This window comes from Micromonospora sp. NPDC051196 (assembly GCF_040682415.1).
In the GTDB taxonomy this organism is placed as follows: domain Bacteria; phylum Actinomycetota; class Actinomycetes; order Mycobacteriales; family Micromonosporaceae; genus Micromonospora.
In genome coordinates this window covers 1,072,106-1,088,779 of sequence record NZ_JBFBAY010000001.1, presented here as the reverse complement: position 1 = coordinate 1,088,779, position 16,674 = coordinate 1,072,106, and the positions used below count along the sequence as shown (strand labels likewise).

Here is a 16,674-nt window from a genome sequence, read left to right as displayed (position 1 = left end):
GCGGCCACGCCTCACGAGTGAATCAGGTCGATCGGCGCGGCGCTCGCCGAGCCGGGCAGCGGCGGCTCCGCAGGGAAGCCGCCGCTGTGCGGTGGTGTCGTATCGTCGATCAGACGCACTCGCGGCAGATCAGCTCGCCGTTGCGCTCGACCGCCAGCTGGCTGCGGTGGTGCACAAGGAAGCAGCGAGCACAGCGGAACTCGTCCTGCTGCATCGGCAGCACCTTGACCGTGAGCTCCTCGTCGGCCAGGTCAGCGCCGGGCAACTCGAAGCTCTCAGCCACTTCGGCCTCGTCGACGTCCACGGCGCCCGACTGCGAGTCGACACGCCGGGCCTTCAGCTCTTCCAGGCTGTCCTCGCCGAGGTCGACCTCGTCGCGGCGCGGGGCGTCGTAGTCGGTGGCCATCGGTTTCACTCTCCCATTTCGATGTTGTCGCTTCCGGTTGTAACGCCGGGCGACGCTGTTTCGGTTCCGCTGGCCGGCCACCGCTAGTGTCGGCCACCCGACCCGACGACCGCTCGGGCCGGTCCGCCAAGAGAATCTCCCGGCGAGCGCGGAACCCTACCCCCCCTTTGGGCGAGGCATGTATACCGCCCTTGTGGCTGAGATGTACGCCCCTGCACGGGAAGTTGTTCCCAATGTGACTCAGGCGACACGAAGATAGGGGTAGTAGTACCCGGTTCTCGGGTGGCGCGCCGGTATGTCGGGCTGTTTCCACGCGACGGTCGGACAACGGCTAACCTCAGCGGCGTACCAGACGGCCGGCGGGACGGCCCGACCGTCGGCAGCCGCCACCCATCACTGTCCGGGAGCGCCCTGATGAGTTTCGCGCGAGTGCGAGCACTCGTAATCGTCGGCATGCTGGCGGTGATCGCCCTGGTCTTCGTAGTGGTCGCCGTGGTCCGGGACACCCAGAGTAACGCCGGTGCCGCCGAAGGTTGCCCCGAGGACTGGCCCCGCGCCGATGTGACTCTCCGCAACCACAAGGATGTCAAGATCCGGGTGTTCAACGGCACCGACCGCCCCGGCCTGGCCGCCAGTGTCGGCGACGACTTCCGTAACCGCGACTTCCAGGTGGAGAAGGAAGCAAACGAGAAGAAGCAGATCGACGACGTGGCGGTGCTGCGCTACGGCCCGAAGGGCGTCGGGTCGGCCCACCTGCTGCGGGCGTACTTCCTGGGCAACGCCGAGCTGGAGTACAACGCCGAGCGTCCGGACGACATCGTCGACGTCGTGCTCGGCAACGGCTTCCAGCAGTTGGCCACCACCACCGAGGTCAACCAGTCCATCGGTGACCTCGGCGCCCCGGTCGCCCCGCCGGGCTCCTGCCCGATGCCGGTCGACAACTGACTCGGGCCACCCGGCCACTCGAATTCCGTGACCTGGACAGCGCGGGCGACCGGACGGACGGATCTGACCGACCGCCCGGTCAGATCGCTGATCGTCCGGTCGGCCGACCTCAGCCGGCCGACATGGGGCCGAGGCCCGCTCGGCGGTGACCGCCGTACGGGATCAGGGGCCGCCGTCGGCGTCCAGGTCGACCAGGCGGTCGTGCAGCGGGGTGAAGATCGCCGGCGGCGCGGCGATGACCATGTCCGGCCCCGGCGCCCGCCCGTTCAGGCCGCCCACCCGCAGACCGGCCTCGGCGGCGACCAGCGCCCCGGCCGCCTGGTCCCAGGCGGCCAGTCCCTTCTCGTAGTAGGCGTCGGCCCGACCTTCGGCGACCAGGCAGAGGTCGATGGCGGCCGCACCGAGCCGACGGATGTCCCGCACGTGCGGGATCAGCTCGGCCACCACCCGGGCCTGGTGGGCGCGGCGGGCCGGGTCGTAACCGAACCCGGTGATCACCAACGTCTGTCCGAGATCGGTCTCGGCCGAGCAGCGCAACCGCCGGCCGTCGCGCCAGGCGCCGCCGTCGAGGGTGGCGGTCCACTCCTCCCCGGTGTGGATGTTGCGCACCACACCGGCCACCACCTGGCCGTTCACCTCGGCCGCGATCGACACCGCGGAGTGCGCCAGCCCGTACAGGTAGTTGACCGTGCCGTCGATGGGATCCACGATCCACCGCACCCGGGCCGGCGCGTCGCTGCCGGGTTCCGCCGCGCCGTACTCCTCGCCCAGCACGGCGTCGTCCGGCCGCAGCCGCCGCAGCGCGTCGCTGATCTGGCGCTCGACGGCCCGGTCGGCGGCAGTCACCACGTCGGTGACGGTGCTCTTGGTGGCCGTGACCGAGACGCCCTCGGCCCGCATCCGGTAGGCGGTGGCGGCGGCGTTCCGGGCCACCTCGACCGCGATTTGCAACAGTTCCGGTGCCGCCGAGCGATCCATCATCCGTCCCCTTCCCGCACGGCCGGGTATCCGGGCCGTACGCGGGTATCATCCTTACAAAGTCCACAAGCGCACCGAATCGGCGGTCCCGGCCGCCGGTCAGCCGTGCGGCGCAGGATGATCGCTGCAGACGGCGTTACAATTCACCCCTGCCCACGCGCCACGGACGGCCGAACGACCGGTCGACCCGGGACACGGGGGTTCCTCAACCACATCGCCCGGCACGGTGCACCGCGCTGCGCCGGACGATCCGGCCGTGCTCGCTCTTCGCCTCCGGAAGGTCATTCGTGACAGAACCCCGCCAGACCGGCGCCGACGTTCGCTCGCTCACCGACACCCTGATCGCCCACGCGCAGAGCGCCGGCGGCCAGCTCACGTCGGCCCAGCTCGCGCGCACCGTCGAGTCCGCCGAGGTGACTCCGGCCCAGGCCAAGAAGATCCTGCGGGCGCTCTCCGAGGCCGGAGTGACCGTGGTGGTCGACGGCTCGGCCAGCACCCGCCGCCGGGTCGCCGCCGCCCGCTCCGCGACCCCGGCATCCCGCGCCACCACCGCCAAGACCACCAAGAAGGCGGCGCCCCCTGCCCCGAAGCAGGCGCCTGCGGCCGAGGAGGCCACCGCGCCGGCGCCTCGGAAGGCGACCTCGCGCAAGACCGGCACCACCGCCGAGGTGGCCGCCAAGGCGGCCGTGCCGGCCAAGAAGTCCACCCGCGCCACCAAGGCGACGGTGGCCGCCGCGAGCGCGGCGAAGCCCACCAAGGCCGCCGGCAAGGCCAAGGGGGAGGGCGCCGAGGGCGACGTCGATCCCGAGGAACTCGCCGCCGAGATCGAGGACGTGGTGGTCGAGGAGCCGGCCGAGCTGGCCCAGGCCGCCGAGGCCGACGCCGCGAGTTCCGCCAGCGACAACGACTTCGAGTGGGACGACGAGGAGTCCGAGGCGCTCAAGCAGGCGCGCCGGGACGCCGAGCTGACCGCCTCGGCCGACTCGGTCCGGGCGTACCTCAAGCAGATCGGCAAGGTTCCGCTGCTCAACGCCGAGCAGGAGGTGGAGCTCGCCAAGCGGATCGAGGCCGGGCTCTACGCCGCCGAGCGTCTGCGCGCGGCCGACGAGGGCGAGGAGAAGCTCGTCCGCGAGATGCAGCGCGACCTGCTCTGGATCTCCCGGGACGGTGAGCGGGCCAAGAACCACCTGCTGGAGGCCAACCTCCGGCTGGTCGTCTCGCTCGCGAAGCGGTACACGGGCCGTGGCATGGCCTTCCTCGACCTGATCCAGGAAGGCAACCTCGGCCTCATCCGCGCCGTCGAGAAGTTCGACTACACCAAGGGCTACAAGTTCTCCACCTACGCCACCTGGTGGATCCGCCAGGCCATCACCCGCGCCATGGCCGACCAGGCCCGCACCATCCGCATCCCGGTACACATGGTCGAGGTGATCAACAAGCTGGGCCGGATCCAGCGCGAGCTGCTCCAGGACCTGGGCCGCGAGCCCACTCCGGAGGAACTGGCCAAGGAGATGGACATCACACCGGAGAAGGTACTGGAGATCCAGCAGTACGCCCGGGAGCCCATTTCGCTCGACCAGACCATCGGCGACGAGGGCGACAGCCAACTCGGTGACTTCATCGAGGACTCGGAGGCCGTCGTGGCGGTCGACGCGGTTTCCTTCTCGCTGCTGCAGGACCAGCTCCAGCAGGTGCTCCAGACGTTGTCCGAGCGTGAGGCGGGTGTGGTACGCCTGCGATTCGGCCTGACCGACGGCCAACCTCGCACGCTGGACGAGATCGGTCAGGTCTACGGCGTGACCCGCGAGCGCATCCGGCAGATCGAATCCAAGACCATGTCCAAGCTGCGACACCCGTCGCGTTCCCAGGTGCTGCGCGACTACCTCGACTGATCAGCAAACGTCAACCCATCGTGTCGTTTTGATCACCAGGCGTCAACGCCGGATAGTGATCAGGCGGTTGCACGAATGTGATCGTTGACGTGACACCCTGGGTGCACGGCACACTGTCGGTGCCAGGTGTGACCTCGGTCCCCCGCGGGCACACAGGGAAGGCGCGGCCCCACAAGGGTGTTGCACGATAGGTGACCAAGACCGAAGAGAGTGTTCATCGGTGACGACCAGAGGAGGAAGGCGATGACCCCGACCCTCACGCCGCCGCCCGAGACGGTGAGCCCCCCGGCCGCCGATGAACGGTGCGACCGCTGCAATGCCGCCGGCAAGCTCCGGATCACCCTCTCGGGTGGCAGTGAGCTGGTGTTCTGTGGACACCACGCCAACAAGTACGCCGAGGATCTCGTGAAGATCACCGTGCGGTACGCGACGGACCCGGAGTTCTCCTGGCGTGGCGCCGACTTGATCGCAAACTGAGATCCACAACCTGACGTAAGCGGCCGGAGGCATCCCACGGATGCCTCCGGCCGCTTACGTCTCCCCAACCCCACCCACCCCACCCAGCACGCGCGCCCGGGTGCGGGGTGGGTCAGAGGGTTTGGACGGTGGCTATGCGTTCTTCCAGTTGTTCGATGGTGGCCTGGGCGCTGGGGGGGCCGCCGCAGAGCCGGCGCAACTCGGCGTGGATCTTGCCGTGCGGTTGACCGGTCCGGTGATGACGGGCGGCAACCAGGGCGTTGAGCTGCCGGCGCAGGGCCACCCGGCGTTGGGCGGCGCTCATCGGTGCCGGTGGGGCCGTCGTCGGAGCCGGAGCCGACGCCTCGGACTGCCGCTCGGCGGCACGGCGACGCCGGGCGGCCAACTGCTCGGCCTGCCGCTTGGACAGCAGCGCGGCGACCTGCTCCGAGGTGAGCAGGCCGGGCAGGCCCAGGTACTCCTCTTCCTCCGGCGTGCCCGCCTGGGCCGCCGTACCGAACGAGGCACCATCAAAGATCACCTGGTCCAGTTCGGCGGTGGCGGACAGCGCGGCGAAGCGCTTCTCCAACTCACCGCTGGCCTGCTCGTCCCGTTGGGCCCGCTCCAGCAGGTCGTCGTCGAAGCCCTCCCGGTCCTTGGGCTTGCCGAGTACGTGATCCCGCTCGGTCTCCATCTCACTGGCCAGCCCGAGCAGGTGCGGGACGCTGGGCAGGAAGACCGACGCGGTCTCCCCCGGCTGACGGGCCCGGACGAAGCGGCCGATGGCCTGGGCGAAGTACAGCGGCGTGCTGGCGCTGGTCGCGTAGACCCCGACAGCCAGCCGGGGGATGTCCACGCCCTCGGAGACCATCCGCACCGCGACCAGCCACCGTTGCTCAGAGGCCGCGAACGTCGCGATCCGGGCCGAAGCGCCCACGTCGTCGGAGAGCACCACGGCGGCCTTCTCCCCGGTCACCTGCTCGATGAGCTTGGCGTACGACCGGGCGGTCTGCTGGTCGGTGGCGATGACCAGGCCACCGGCGTCCGGCATGCCGGCCTCCCGGAGCACGCTCAGCCGGGCGTCGGCGGCGCGCAGCACCTGCGGCATCCAGTCGCCTGCCGGGTCCAGGGCGGTACGCCAAGCCTGGGCGACCAGATCCTGCGTCATCGGCTCGCCCAGCCGGGCCGCGAGTTCCTCGCCCGCATTGGTACGCCACCGGGTCTCCCCCGAGTACGCGAGGAACAGCACCGGCCGCACCACGCCGTCGCGTAGGGCGTCGGAGTAGCCGTAGACCGAGTCGGCTCGGGAACGCAGCAGACCGTCCTCGCCGCGCTCGTAGCTGACGAAGGGGATCGGGTTGTCGTCCGACCGGAACGGGGTACCGGTCAGCATCAGCCGGCGTACCGCGGGCTCGAAGGCCGCCTTGACCCCGTCGCCCCAGGTGCGGGAGTCGCCCGCGTGGTGGATCTCGTCCAGGATGACCAGCGTCCGCCGGGTCATGGTGCGCCGCCGGTGCACCTGGGGGGCCATTCCCACCTGCGCATAGGTGATCACCGCGCCGTGGAAGTCGGCCGAGGAGTGCAGGTCGGCGTTGCGGAACGCGGCGTCGAGTTGGATGCCGACCCGGGCCGCCGCGAGCGCCCACTGGGTCTTCAGATGTTCGGTCGGAGCGACCACGGTGACCGCCTCGACGGTGCCGTCGGCGAGCAGTTCGGCGGCGATTCGCAGGGCGAAGGTGGTCTTGCCGGCGCCGGGCGTGGCGACCGCGGTGAAATCCTCACTGCGACGGCGCAGGTACTCCACCAGTGCCTTGCGCTGCCAGGCGCGCAGGGGCGGGAACGTCTCGAGCGCCGGCGTCCGGGCTGCCACGCGTTTGGCTCCTCTCCGATGCGCACGATGGCCCGACCGCAGGCCGGCGAACCGGGCCGAGGGGCACGTCAGCCGCCCCATGAAAACGCCTCCGCGAACCGACAGCTGCGAAGGCCGACTCAGCATAACCAGCAGCGGCCGTCGGCCCCACTCGACGCCACACCGACCGGTCCGTGCCGTGCACCACTGCACCGTTTCAGCGACCGACGGGACCGCGGGCAGAGGTCTACTCCGGTGGTGGGCCGGGGATGCCGGTGCGCGGTGGTCGCAGCGGCGCCACCGGTGCCGACCAGCGCCGACGCAGGGCCACCAGGCGTACGCCGAAGACCAGCATCGCCGCGGCGGTGAGCGCGATCGGCCCGGTTTGCCCCAGGCTGTCGAGGATGACCACCAGGATCGAACCGGCGAGGGCCGCGACGGCGTAGATCTCCCGTCGCAGGACGACCGGGATCTCGCCGGTCAGCAGGTCGCGCCCGAGCCCACCGCCGATCGCGGTGATCATGCCGATCAGGCAGGCACCGACCGGCGGCACCTGGGCGTCGAGGGCCTTGAGGGTGCCGGCGACGGTGAACAGGCCGAGCCCGGCCGCGTCCAGCACCAGCACGGTGGTGCGCAGCCGGGCGAACTGCGGGTGCAGCCAGAAGATCGCCCCGGCGGTCACCGCGGCGGTGGTCGCGTACCGCCAGTCCGCGAAGGCCAGCGGCGGGACCTCGCCGATCACCAGGTCCCGGACGATCCCGCCGCCGAGGGCGGCGACGAAGCCGACGAAGACGACACCGAACAGGTCGAGCCGCTTGGCAACCGCCGCAGAGGCGCCCGAGGCGGCAAAGACCGCGACCCCGGCCAGGTCAGCCAGGAGGAGGGCGGTGGAGGTGGTCACCGCCGCAGGTTACGCGCCCAGCAAGGGCTCACTCGGAGTACGAGTCGTAGATCTCCTTGCACTTGGGGCAGACCGGCGATCCCGGTTTGGGGGATTTGGTCACCGGGAACTTCTCCCCGCACAACGCGATGACGAAAGTGCCCATGACAGCACTTTCGGCGATCTTTTCCTTCCGGACGTAGTGGAACATCTCCGGACCGGTGTCGGCGTCCTTCAGTTCCGGACGCTCAAGGACCTGTGTACTCACGTCTGCACCTCCAACCGACAAGTCTGGCAGGTCAATGTGGCCCCGGTCCACCTGAGGGTGGTCGCCGGTGGCGGCAGTACGGTGGGCAACTGTGACCAACTTTCATCTTCGCCACGGCACCGAGGTGGCCGAGGCACTGCGCGAACGCCGCCCGGTGGTCGCCCTGGAAAGCACCATCGTCTCGCATGGTCTGCCCCGACCGGACAATCTGACGGTGGCCCGCCAGATCGAACAAGCGGTCCGGGACGCCGGGGCGGTGCCGGCCACCATCGGCATGGTCGCCGGTGAGCTGGTGGTGGGTCTCGACGACGCCGAGTTGACCCGGTTGGCCACCGCCGACGGCGTGACCAAGCTCTCCGTACGCGATCTCGCGGTGGCCGCGGCGACCGGCGCGGACGGCGCCACCACCGTGGCCGCGACCAGTGCGGTCGCCGCCGCCGCCGGGATCAGGGTGTTCGCCACCGGTGGTCTCGGCGGGGTGCACCGCGAGGCGGCGCAGACCTTCGACGAGTCTGCCGACCTGGTCGCCCTGGCCTCCACGCCGATCGCCGTGGTGTGCGCCGGGGTCAAGTCGATCCTCGACGTGGGGGCGACGCTGGAACGCCTGGAAACCCTCGGGGTGACCGTCGTCGGCTACCGCACCAGCCGGTTCCCGGGCTTCTTCATCACCGACGGCGGCTTCGACCTGGACTGGTCCGTCGATTCTGCGGAGTCGGTCGCCGACATCCTGGCCGCGCGCGAGCAGCACGGCGTCCAGCACGGCGGCCTGGTCGTCGCGAACCCGCTGCCCGCCGACGAACAACTGGATCCGGAACTGCACGACCGCACGCTCGCCGAAGGGCTGGCCCGACTGGAGCGCGACGGGGTGAGCGGCAAGGCCGTGACGCCGTACCTGCTGGCCCATTTCCACTCGGCCACGCAGGGCGCGAGCCTGGCGGTCAACGTCCGGATCATCCTGCGCAACGCCGACCTCGCCGCCCGGATCGCGGTCGCCGCGGCTCGCCGTGCGTGACACGGTGGCGTCCGACATCGGCGTACGGGGCTCGGCCAGCCGCGTCGGCCGGATCCTCGTCGTCGGTGACGTGATCACGGACGTGGTGGCGGTCCTGGCCGGTCCCCTCGCGTCCGGCTCGGACACGGCGGCGACGATCCAGTTCACCGGGGGCGGTCAGGCCGCCAACACGGCTTCCTGGCTCGCCGCGCAGGGCGTGCCGGTGACGCTGGTCGCCGCGGTCGGGGACGACACGGCCGGGCGTGACCGGGTGGCGGAGCTGACCGCCGCCGGGGTCGACTGCGCGGTGGTCCGGATCGCCGGATGCGCCACCGGCACGGTGATCGTGCTGGCCGTGGGCGAGGAACGCACCATGATCACCGAACGCGGGGCGAACGTCCGGTTGGCTCCGGAACACGTCGACGCGGCGCTGGCCGGTGCACCGGACGCGACACATCTGCACCTGTCCGGGTACGCCCTGCTGGACGCCGCCTCCCGACCGGCCGGGCTGCACGCGCTGGCCGTCGCCCACCGACGGGGCCTGACGACCAGCGTCGACGCGGCCTCGGCGGCACCGCTGCGGGCGGTCGGGGCGGCGGCCTTCCTGTCCTGGGTTCGCGAGGTCGACCTGCTGCTGGTGAACACCGACGAGGCGGCCGTACTGGCCGGCGGGCTCGATCCGGTGGCCCAGGGACGGGCACTGGTGGCCTCGACCCGCCGGGTCGTGGTCAAGCAGGGTGCTGCCGGCGCGACCTGGGTGGACCGGAAGCCCACCATCGTCACCATTCCGGCCCGCCGGGTGGCGGTGGTCGACGTGACCGGAGCCGGCGACGCCTTCGCCGCCGGGCTGCTGACCGCGTGGCTGGCCGGGGCGGAGCCACACACCGCCCTGGAGCGGGCTACCCGCCTCGGCGCGGCGGCGGTCTCCCAGGTCGGCGCCCGCCCCGCCGGCTGAACCGGCGCCGGCGGTCAGGGCTCGCCGTCGATGACCTTGTGGGGGCGTTCCTCGGCGGTGAGACTCATCGCCGGGGCATCGGTCTGCTGGCCGGCCCGGAAGCGGTTGGCCAGCCGGTGTCGGTCCTTCGGCGGGCGGTCGTTGGCCAGCAACACCGCCAGCCAGGGGACGAGCAGCATGCCCAGCGCGACCAGGGGCAGCCAGAGCCAGAGCAGGGGCGCTCGGGTACCGACCAGGGCGGCGCCGACGATCACGCAGGCCACCCGGACGCCCATCATCATGACGTACCGCCGTTGCCGGCTGGTCAGTTGGTCGTCCTGACTTCGCGAGGCGTCGGTGATGAGGATCGGTCGGTACGCCTGACGCTTCACCGTGTACCTCCTCGGGGATCGTCCCCATCCTGTCACCACCACCGGCCGGACGACGAGCTTCGCCGACCTCCGAATTCGTGTTACGCGCGTGGTACGCTCTCGCCGTGGGCAGCCGGTTCAGCTTCACCGACGAGGCGTTGGCCAACCTGCGGGTCTACGACGTCACACCCGGGGAAGTCTGGGCGGCGCTGCACAGCGGTCGGCGGGTCATCCGGCACCTCGGAGACGACGTGATGGTGGTGTACGCCACCACCGCTCACGGGCGGCGGATCGCCGTGCTGCTGGCCGAGGCCGACGGGGCCGACAACGACTGGGACGTCCTGTCCGCCCGCGAGTTGAGTGACGTCGAGGCCAAGCGCTACGACGAGGCCGTACGCAGATCTCCGGAGACCAGGAGGCGGTGACGATGGACCGTCACGACGCGACCAAGCAGTTCCACAGCGGCGGTGAACGGCTCGCCGAGTTGATCGACGACAGCCAAGCCGTGGAGCTTCCCGTTCCCGACACCGACACCCCGATGGTCAGCCGCTCGGTCCGGCTGCCGTTGGAGACCTACGAACGGGTCCGGGCTGCGGCCGACGCCCGGGGCATCGGCGTAACCACCCTGATGCGGCAGTGGATCGAGGCCGGCCTCGCCGACCTGGACGACTCGGCCACCGTCTCGCTGGCCGACGTCCGGCGGGCCATCGCCTCGCTGGCCCAGCCGAGCGCGGCCTGACGGTCGGCCCGGCACCGGTCAGTCGCCGGCGGACTTCGCCTTCGCCGCCGCCTTCATCTGCTGCTTGTACTCGCGCACCAGGCGCAGCGACTCGGCATCGGTGACGTCGGCGACGGAGCGGTACGCGTCCGGGTCGTACCCGGCGAGTTCCCGGGCGTCCAGGTCGTGTCCGAGCCGCTGAGTCAGCACGTACGGAGAAGAGAACGCCTTCTCCATCGACACCTGCTGGTCGAGCACGAGCCCAAGGATGAGTGCCAGCTGATTCCGATTGATGAATTCATTGGCCTCGGGATCGATGGGCAGCGACAGCGTCATGAGAACATTCTGCCGTCAATCGGGCGGCTCCGGACACATCCTTCCCGGCGCACCTGGGTGTCTTGTCAGTACGAGGGAGACAGTTCGATGGCCATCGGCAGTGAGCAGCGCCGTCGTGAACGCCGACCAGAGGTCGAGGCCCTCTTCGGCCCGAAACGCGTCGAGGCCGCCCTCGATCTTCTGCACCTGGCCGACATGGCATGGCACGACTGCTATCCGAATGACTTGGAGATCGAGCCAAGGGTCCTCGCCGACATCCTGCTGTGTTCCCGGGGTGACCTGGCCACGCTGATCCGCGTGACGCTCGAAGCGATCATCGATTTCCGGGACGTGCGCATCACGGCCGACGAGCTACGCGCGGAGCAGGCTCAGTAGCGGCGCGGGATCGCGGTCCAACCGGTACAGCACACGACCGGATTCCGAACTGAGGTTAGGCTGTGCTAACTTCGGCCCGTCGGTAGCCCGACCGAACCGGGCTGCCGGACCGACCGGAGAAGGGGTTCACCGTGCCTGCCAACCGCCGCATCGCGCGTGCGTTGCTCGCCGCCAGTCTGCTCACCGTCGGCCTGGCCGCCTGCGGATCGGGCGAGGAGGACACGACGACCGGCCCCGATCAGTCGGCCGACAAGCAGATCACCGTTTACAGCGGACGCAACGAGCAGCTGGTCAAGCCGCTGCTGGACAAGTTCACCGAGCAGACCGGCATCGCCGTCAACGCCCGCTACGCGAACACCGCGCAGCTCGCGGCGCAGCTGGTCGAGGAAGGCGACAAGTCCCCGGCCGATGTGTTCCTCGCCCAGGATGCCGGGGCCCTCGGCACGGTCGCCAAGCAGGGCATGTTCAGCACCCTTCCGGAGACCACCACGGCGAAGGTGCCGGCGACCTACCGTGCCGGTAACGGTCAGTGGGTCGGCGTGAGCGCCCGCGCCCGGGTCCTGGCCTACAACCCGGACCTGGTGCCGGCCGACCAGCTGCCCGCCTCGGTGTTCGACCTCACCGGTCCGGCCTGGAAGGGCAAGGTCGGCGTCGCACCGACCAACGCGTCGTTCCAGGCGTTCGTCACCGCCATCCGGGTGCAGCACGACGACGCCAAGGCTGAGGAGTTCCTGCGCGGGCTGAAGGCCAACGACCCGCAGATCCGCGACGGCAACGGCAAGATCCTGGAGGACGTGCTCAGCGGCACGATCCCGGTCGGCCTGATCAACCACTACTACCTCGGCGAGGTTGCCAAGGAGCAGGGCACCACGCCGGACGCGCTCAAGGCCAAGCTGCACTTCTTCCCCGGCGGTGACACCGGCGCGCTGGTCAACGTGGCGGGCGTGGGTGTGCTCAAGCGCTCGGCCGACAACCCGAACGTGCAGAAGTTCGTGGACTTCCTGCTCGGCACCGAGGCCCAGACCTACTTCGCCGAGCAGACCTACGAGTACCCGGTGATCGATGGAGTGCCCGGTCCGGCGTACGTGCCGGCGCTGGCCGACCTGGCGGTGCCGCAGATCGATCTGAACGATCTGGACACGCTCGAAGCCACCGTCACCTTGATCAAGAACTCGGGGTTGGTTCCCTGACCGCTCCGCCGACCGTCACAGGGCCGCCCCGCACCGGGTCGGCCCTGTTCGGCGTACCCGGACAGGTGCGTCGGCTGGTTCCCCGGCCGGCGCTGCTCGCGGCCTCGACCGCCGCGGTGGCCGTCGCACTGATCCCGCTGGCCTACCTTGCGGTACGCACCGCCGAGGCGGGATGGGATCGGGTCGTCGCGGAGCTGTGGACCGATCGGGTGGGGCTGCTCGCCCTGCGCAGCATCGGCCTGGCGGCGGTGGTCACCACGGCCTGCGTGCTGCTCGGCGTGGGTACCGCCTTCCTGGTCACCCGCACCGACCTGCCCGGCCGTCGGGTCTTCGCCGTGCTGGCGGCACTGCCGCTGGCCGTACCGACCTATATCGCCGCCTTCGCCTGGGTCTCCACGCTACCCCGGCTGGAGGGGTTCTGGCCGGCCGCGCTGGTGCTGACCCTCTGCTCATACCCGTATGTGCTGCTGCCGGTCGCCGCCGCGTTGCGCGGGGCCGACCCGGCCCAGGAGGAGGTGTCCCGGTCGCTGGGGCGCAGCGGCTGGCAGACCTTCACCGCGGTGACCCTGCGGCAGATCCGCCCGGCAACCGCGGCCGGGGCCCTGCTGGTCGCGCTCTACGTGCTCTCCGACTTCGGCGCCGTGTCCATCCTGCGTGCCGACACCTTCACCCGGGCCATCTTCGTCGCCTTCGACCTGGGCTTCGACCGGACCGGAGCGCTGGTGCTCTCCTGCGTGCTGGTGGCGCTCACGGTGCTGCTGCTGACCGGCGAGACCGCCACCCGTCGTCGGGGCGCCCGGTACGCCCGGCTCGGTGGCACCCGCCGGCCCGTGTCCCGGCTACCGCTCGGCCCGGCCCGTTGGCCGGTCATCGCCGTACTCGTCGGGATCGCCGGGTTGGCGCTCGGCGTGCCCGCGGTCAGTCTCGGGCGGCGGCTGGCCGCCGGCGTGTCGCGCCCCGGCGCGCTGCCCGAGGTGCTCGCCGCAGCCGGGAACTCGCTGACCTTCTCACTGGCCGGCGCAGCGTTGACCATGCTGCTGGCGCTGCCCCTGGGACTGCTCACGGCGCGGGCACCCGGCCCGCTGACCAGCCTGCTGGACCGGCTGGCCTACCTGGCCCACGCCCTTCCCGGCGTGGTGATCGGGCTCTCGCTGATCTTCTTCGGGATCAACGTGGCCTACCCGCTCTACCAGACGTGGTGGCTGCTCGCCCTCGCGTACGCCACCCTGTTCCTGCCGTTGGCGGTCGGTGCGGTGGCCGGTGCGGCCGCCCAGTCTCCCGTCGGCCTGGAGGAGGTGGCCCGGTCACTCGGCCGTGGGCCGTGGACCGTGCTGCGGACGGTGACCCTGCCGCTGACCCTGCCCGGCATCGGTGCGGGCGCTGCGCTGGTCTTCCTCACCGGCATGAAGGAACTACCCGCCACCCTGCTGCTGCGGCCCACCGGATCGGACACCCTGGCCACCGAACTGTGGACCAGTACCGCCGTCGGCGCCTACGCCGCCGCAGCACCCTACGCGGCACTGCTGGTGGCGATCTCGGCCCTGCCCACCTGGCTGCTGGTCGCCCGTAGCGGTCTGCTCGACAAGGAGGCGCGGGCGTGAGCCAGACGAAGCATCAACTCAGTGGAGGACCGGCATGAGCGACGTCGTACTCAGCGGAGTCGTCAAGCGTTACGGGCGGGTGACCGCGTTGGCCGGGGCGGACGTCACTGTGCCGTCCGGCCAGTTGACCGCCGTGCTCGGTCCGTCCGGTTGCGGCAAGACCACGCTCCTGCGCTGCCTGGCCGGCTTCGAACGGATCGACGCCGGGGAGATCCGCATCGACGGCCGCCGGGTGGCGGGCGGTGGGCGGCAGCTGCCGGCGCACCGGCGCAACATCGCGGTGGTACCCCAGGAGGGCGCGCTCTTCCCGCATCTGAGCGTGGCGGACAACGTGGGGTACGGCCTGGACCGCGCCGCCCGGCGATCCGACCGGGTCGAGGAGGTGCTGACGCTGGTCGGGCTCGCCGGATACGGCCCTCGGATGCCGCACCAACTCTCCGGCGGGCAGCAGCAGCGGGTGGCGGTTGCCCGGGCCCTGGCGCCCCGACCGTCGGTCGTGCTGCTGGACGAGCCGTTCAGCGCCCTCGACGCCGGTCTGCGGGCGGGACTGCGGCACGACGTACGCGAGGCGTTGCGCGCCGACGGCGCGACCGGCGTATTGGTGACCCACGACCAGGGCGAGGCGCTGTCGGTGGCCGACAAGGTCGTGGTGCTACGCGACGGGCGGGTGATCCAGGCTGGCACGCCGACCACGGTCTACCGCGAACCGGTCGACGCGTGGGTGGCCGGATTCGTCGGCGACGCGGTGCTGCTGCCCGCGGTCGTCGAACAGGGCACCGCCCGGACCGCGCTCGGCGTGCTGCCGGTGACCGGTACGGTGACCGACGGTCCGGTCACCGTGCTGGTCCGCCCGGAGCAGGTCCGCTTCGTCGCCGGCCCCGGTACGGTCACCGCGACCGTCCTGCGGCACGACTTTCACGGGCATGACGCGCTGGTCGGGCTCCGACTGGCCGACGGCACCCGGATCACCGCTCGGACTCTCGACGACGGTGCCGACTGGCCGGTGGGCGATGAGGTGACGGTGCAGGTCGACGGGACTGTTCGGGCCTTCCCGACCCAGGCCGCTTCGACCACCTCGATGCTGGTCGACCTGGCGGCGTGAAGCGGCCCGGCGGATCGGTGATCCGCCGGGCCGGTTTCAGGTCAGGGTCAGTTGACCACGAACAGCAGGCGGTTCGGCGAGCCGGTGCCCGGGCTGGTCACCACGCCGGTGGTGGCGTTGTTGACCAGGTAGGTCTTGACCTGCGCCGGCGTCCACGACGGGTTGGCCGACAGGACGAGGGCGGCGGCGCCGGCCACGTGCGGCGAGGCCATCGAGGTGCCGCTCAGCGTGCTGGTGGCGGTGTTGCTGGTGTGGTACGCGGACAGCACGCTCGAACCCGGCGCGAAGATGTGCACGCAGGAGCCGTAGTTGGAGAAGGACGACCGGGCGTCGGTGCTGGTCGTCGAGCCGACCGTGATCGCGGTCGAGGTACGGGCCGGCGAGTAGTTGCAGGCGTTGGCGTTCGAGTTACCGGCCGCCACGGCGTAGCTGATGCCGGCGCGGATCGAGTTGGCCACGGCGTTGTCGATGGAGGTGCTGACCCCACCGCCGAGGCTCATGTTGGCCACGGCCGGCTTCACCGCGTTGGCGGTCACCCAGTTCACGCCGTTGACCACGCTGGTGGTGGTGCCGCCGCCGGAGCAGTTGAGCACCTTGACCGCAACCAGGCGGACGCCCTTGGCGACACCGTAGGTCGAGCCGCCGACCGTACCGGCGACGTGGGTGCCGTGACCGTTGCAGTCGGTGTTGTTGCTGTCCACCGTGTTGGTGCCCCAGGTGGCCCGGCCACCGAACTGACCGTGGGTGGTCCGGATGCCGGTGTCGATGATGTACGCCCGCACGTTGGTGGCCGTGTTCGGGTAGGTGAAGGTGCCGCTCAGCGGACGGTTGCGCTGGTCGATGCGGTCCAGGCCCCAGGTCGGGTTGGTCTGGGTCGCCTGCAGCGTGATCTTCTGGTCCTGCTCCACGTAGGCCACGGCGGGGTTGGCGGCGAGCCGGGCGGCCTGAGCGGCGGTCATCTTGGCGGAGAAGCCGGTCAACGCGGCGCTGAACACGTCGGAGACGTTGCCCCCGTACCGCTTGACCAGGGCACTGGCCCGGTCCGGGACGGCGGCACGGGCGGCCGACGATCCGGCGCTGCCGACCGCGTCGGAGCGAAGAACGACAAGGTAGCTTCCACTGATCGCGTTCGACGCGCCAGCACCGCGGATCTCGCCGGTGGGTGCGGCGACCGCTGCGGTGGTGCTGGCCGCGGAGACGGCCGCCGCGGTGGCGACGACGGCGAACGCCCGGATGAGGCGGCGCCGCGCGGGGGACCCTGAGGACATCGTCTTGCCTCCCTTGCCTGGGCAGCCGACCGGGTTCCTGGCCGGACGACACGCCCGTGGATTGAGTTGCAGGAGATGCTAGCGTTAGATCGATGGATATAACAGAGATGTGCA

At 70.8% G+C, this 16,674-nt stretch carries 19 protein-coding genes; 11 read left to right on the top strand and 8 right to left on the bottom strand.

The window, feature by feature from the left end:
• Nucleotides 1–109: 109 nt before the first annotated feature.
• Complete coding sequence (locus AB0M35_RS05010; protein ID WP_007075406.1) at nucleotides 110–406, bottom strand: DUF4193 domain-containing protein; 297 nt, start codon at nucleotides 404–406, stop codon at nucleotides 110–112.
• 429 nt (nucleotides 407–835) lie between these two features.
• On the opposite strand from AB0M35_RS05010, the gene AB0M35_RS05005 reads away from it, so the two are divergent.
• Nucleotides 836–1,351, top strand: coding sequence for a LytR C-terminal domain-containing protein (locus AB0M35_RS05005; protein ID WP_363741957.1), 516 nt, complete (start codon nucleotides 836–838; stop codon nucleotides 1,349–1,351).
• A 162-nt stretch (nucleotides 1,352–1,513) separates the two neighbouring features.
• Here the strand turns inward: AB0M35_RS05005 and AB0M35_RS05000 are convergent, their stop codons facing one another.
• Nucleotides 1,514–2,332 (bottom strand): inositol monophosphatase family protein, encoded by an 819-nt coding sequence (locus AB0M35_RS05000; protein ID WP_363741497.1) that lies wholly within the window; start codon nucleotides 2,330–2,332, stop codon nucleotides 1,514–1,516.
• A gap of 284 nt (nucleotides 2,333–2,616) precedes the next feature.
• On the opposite strand from AB0M35_RS05000, the gene AB0M35_RS04995 reads away from it, so the two are divergent.
• A complete protein-coding gene (locus AB0M35_RS04995) occupies nucleotides 2,617–4,221 on the top strand; it encodes an RNA polymerase sigma factor (protein ID WP_363741495.1) in 1,605 nt (534 codons plus the stop codon).
• A 243-nt stretch (nucleotides 4,222–4,464) separates the two neighbouring features.
• Entirely contained in the window at nucleotides 4,465–4,698 is a 234-nt protein-coding gene (locus tag AB0M35_RS04990) for a hypothetical protein (protein ID WP_363741492.1), read from the top strand.
• A 112-nt stretch (nucleotides 4,699–4,810) separates the two neighbouring features.
• On the opposite strand, the gene AB0M35_RS04985 is transcribed toward AB0M35_RS04990, so the two are convergent.
• The 3 genes from AB0M35_RS04985 to AB0M35_RS04975 all read right to left on the bottom strand — a co-directional run bounded on the left by AB0M35_RS04985 (nucleotide 4,811) and on the right by AB0M35_RS04975 (nucleotide 7,674).
• Entirely contained in the window at nucleotides 4,811–6,547 is a 1,737-nt protein-coding gene (locus AB0M35_RS04985) for a DEAD/DEAH box helicase (RefSeq protein WP_363741489.1), read from the bottom strand.
• Nucleotides 6,548–6,773: 226 nt separating this feature from the next.
• Nucleotides 6,774–7,427 carry a trimeric intracellular cation channel family protein gene (locus AB0M35_RS04980; protein ID WP_363741486.1) on the bottom strand — a complete coding sequence of 218 codons (654 nt, stop codon included), beginning with the start codon at nucleotides 7,425–7,427 and terminating at the stop codon, nucleotides 6,774–6,776.
• 28 nt (nucleotides 7,428–7,455) lie between these two features.
• Nucleotides 7,456–7,674 carry a DUF3039 domain-containing protein gene (locus AB0M35_RS04975; RefSeq protein ID WP_363741484.1) on the bottom strand — a complete coding sequence of 73 codons (219 nt, stop codon included), beginning with the start codon at nucleotides 7,672–7,674 and terminating at the stop codon, nucleotides 7,456–7,458.
• Nucleotides 7,675–7,765: 91 nt separating this feature from the next.
• On the opposite strand from AB0M35_RS04975, the gene AB0M35_RS04970 reads away from it, so the two are divergent.
• On the top strand, nucleotides 7,766–8,686 hold the full coding sequence (locus AB0M35_RS04970) for a pseudouridine-5'-phosphate glycosidase (RefSeq protein WP_363741481.1): 921 nt from the start codon (nucleotides 7,766–7,768) through the stop codon (nucleotides 8,684–8,686).
• 4 nt (nucleotides 8,687–8,690) lie between these two features.
• Nucleotides 8,691–9,620, top strand: a complete 930-nt coding sequence (locus tag AB0M35_RS04965) for a sugar kinase (protein ID WP_363741478.1) — start codon at nucleotides 8,691–8,693, stop codon at nucleotides 9,618–9,620.
• Nucleotides 9,621–9,634: 14 nt separating this feature from the next.
• Here the strand turns inward: AB0M35_RS04965 and AB0M35_RS04960 are convergent, their stop codons facing one another.
• Nucleotides 9,635–9,991, bottom strand: a complete 357-nt coding sequence (locus AB0M35_RS04960) for a DUF3099 domain-containing protein (protein ID WP_363741475.1) — start codon at nucleotides 9,989–9,991, stop codon at nucleotides 9,635–9,637.
• A 104-nt stretch (nucleotides 9,992–10,095) separates the two neighbouring features.
• Between AB0M35_RS04960 and AB0M35_RS04955 the strand changes: the two genes are divergently transcribed.
• Both AB0M35_RS04955 and AB0M35_RS04950 read left to right on the top strand, forming a co-directional pair.
• Entirely contained in the window at nucleotides 10,096–10,395 is a 300-nt protein-coding gene (locus tag AB0M35_RS04955; RefSeq protein WP_363741472.1) for a hypothetical protein, read from the top strand.
• 2 nt (nucleotides 10,396–10,397) lie between these two features.
• Nucleotides 10,398–10,709: a hypothetical protein gene (locus AB0M35_RS04950; protein WP_363741470.1), complete on the top strand. Its 312-nt coding sequence runs from the start codon at nucleotides 10,398–10,400 to the stop codon at nucleotides 10,707–10,709.
• Between the two features lie 18 nt (nucleotides 10,710–10,727).
• Here the strand turns inward: AB0M35_RS04950 and AB0M35_RS04945 are convergent, their stop codons facing one another.
• Nucleotides 10,728–11,024: a hypothetical protein gene (locus tag AB0M35_RS04945; protein ID WP_363741468.1), complete on the bottom strand. Its 297-nt coding sequence runs from the start codon at nucleotides 11,022–11,024 to the stop codon at nucleotides 10,728–10,730.
• A gap of 87 nt (nucleotides 11,025–11,111) precedes the next feature.
• Between AB0M35_RS04945 and AB0M35_RS04940 the strand changes: the two genes are divergently transcribed.
• From AB0M35_RS04940 to AB0M35_RS04925, 4 genes are all read left to right on the top strand, one after another.
• On the top strand, nucleotides 11,112–11,399 hold the full coding sequence (locus tag AB0M35_RS04940) for a hypothetical protein (protein WP_363741465.1): 288 nt from the start codon (nucleotides 11,112–11,114) through the stop codon (nucleotides 11,397–11,399).
• A gap of 131 nt (nucleotides 11,400–11,530) precedes the next feature.
• Nucleotides 11,531–12,589, top strand: a complete 1,059-nt coding sequence (locus tag AB0M35_RS04935) for an iron ABC transporter substrate-binding protein (RefSeq protein ID WP_363741462.1) — start codon at nucleotides 11,531–11,533, stop codon at nucleotides 12,587–12,589.
• A 65-nt stretch (nucleotides 12,590–12,654) separates the two neighbouring features.
• A complete protein-coding gene (locus AB0M35_RS04930; RefSeq protein WP_363741459.1) occupies nucleotides 12,655–14,190 on the top strand; it encodes an iron ABC transporter permease in 1,536 nt (511 codons plus the stop codon).
• Between the two features lie 34 nt (nucleotides 14,191–14,224).
• Complete coding sequence (locus AB0M35_RS04925) at nucleotides 14,225–15,292, top strand: ABC transporter ATP-binding protein (RefSeq protein WP_363741457.1); 1,068 nt, start codon at nucleotides 14,225–14,227, stop codon at nucleotides 15,290–15,292.
• A gap of 47 nt (nucleotides 15,293–15,339) precedes the next feature.
• Here AB0M35_RS04925 and AB0M35_RS04920 read toward each other — a convergent pair whose 3' ends face one another.
• Nucleotides 15,340–16,560, bottom strand: coding sequence for a S8 family peptidase (locus AB0M35_RS04920; protein ID WP_363741455.1), 1,221 nt, complete (start codon nucleotides 16,558–16,560; stop codon nucleotides 15,340–15,342).
• Between the last annotated feature and the right edge of the window lie 114 nt (nucleotides 16,561–16,674).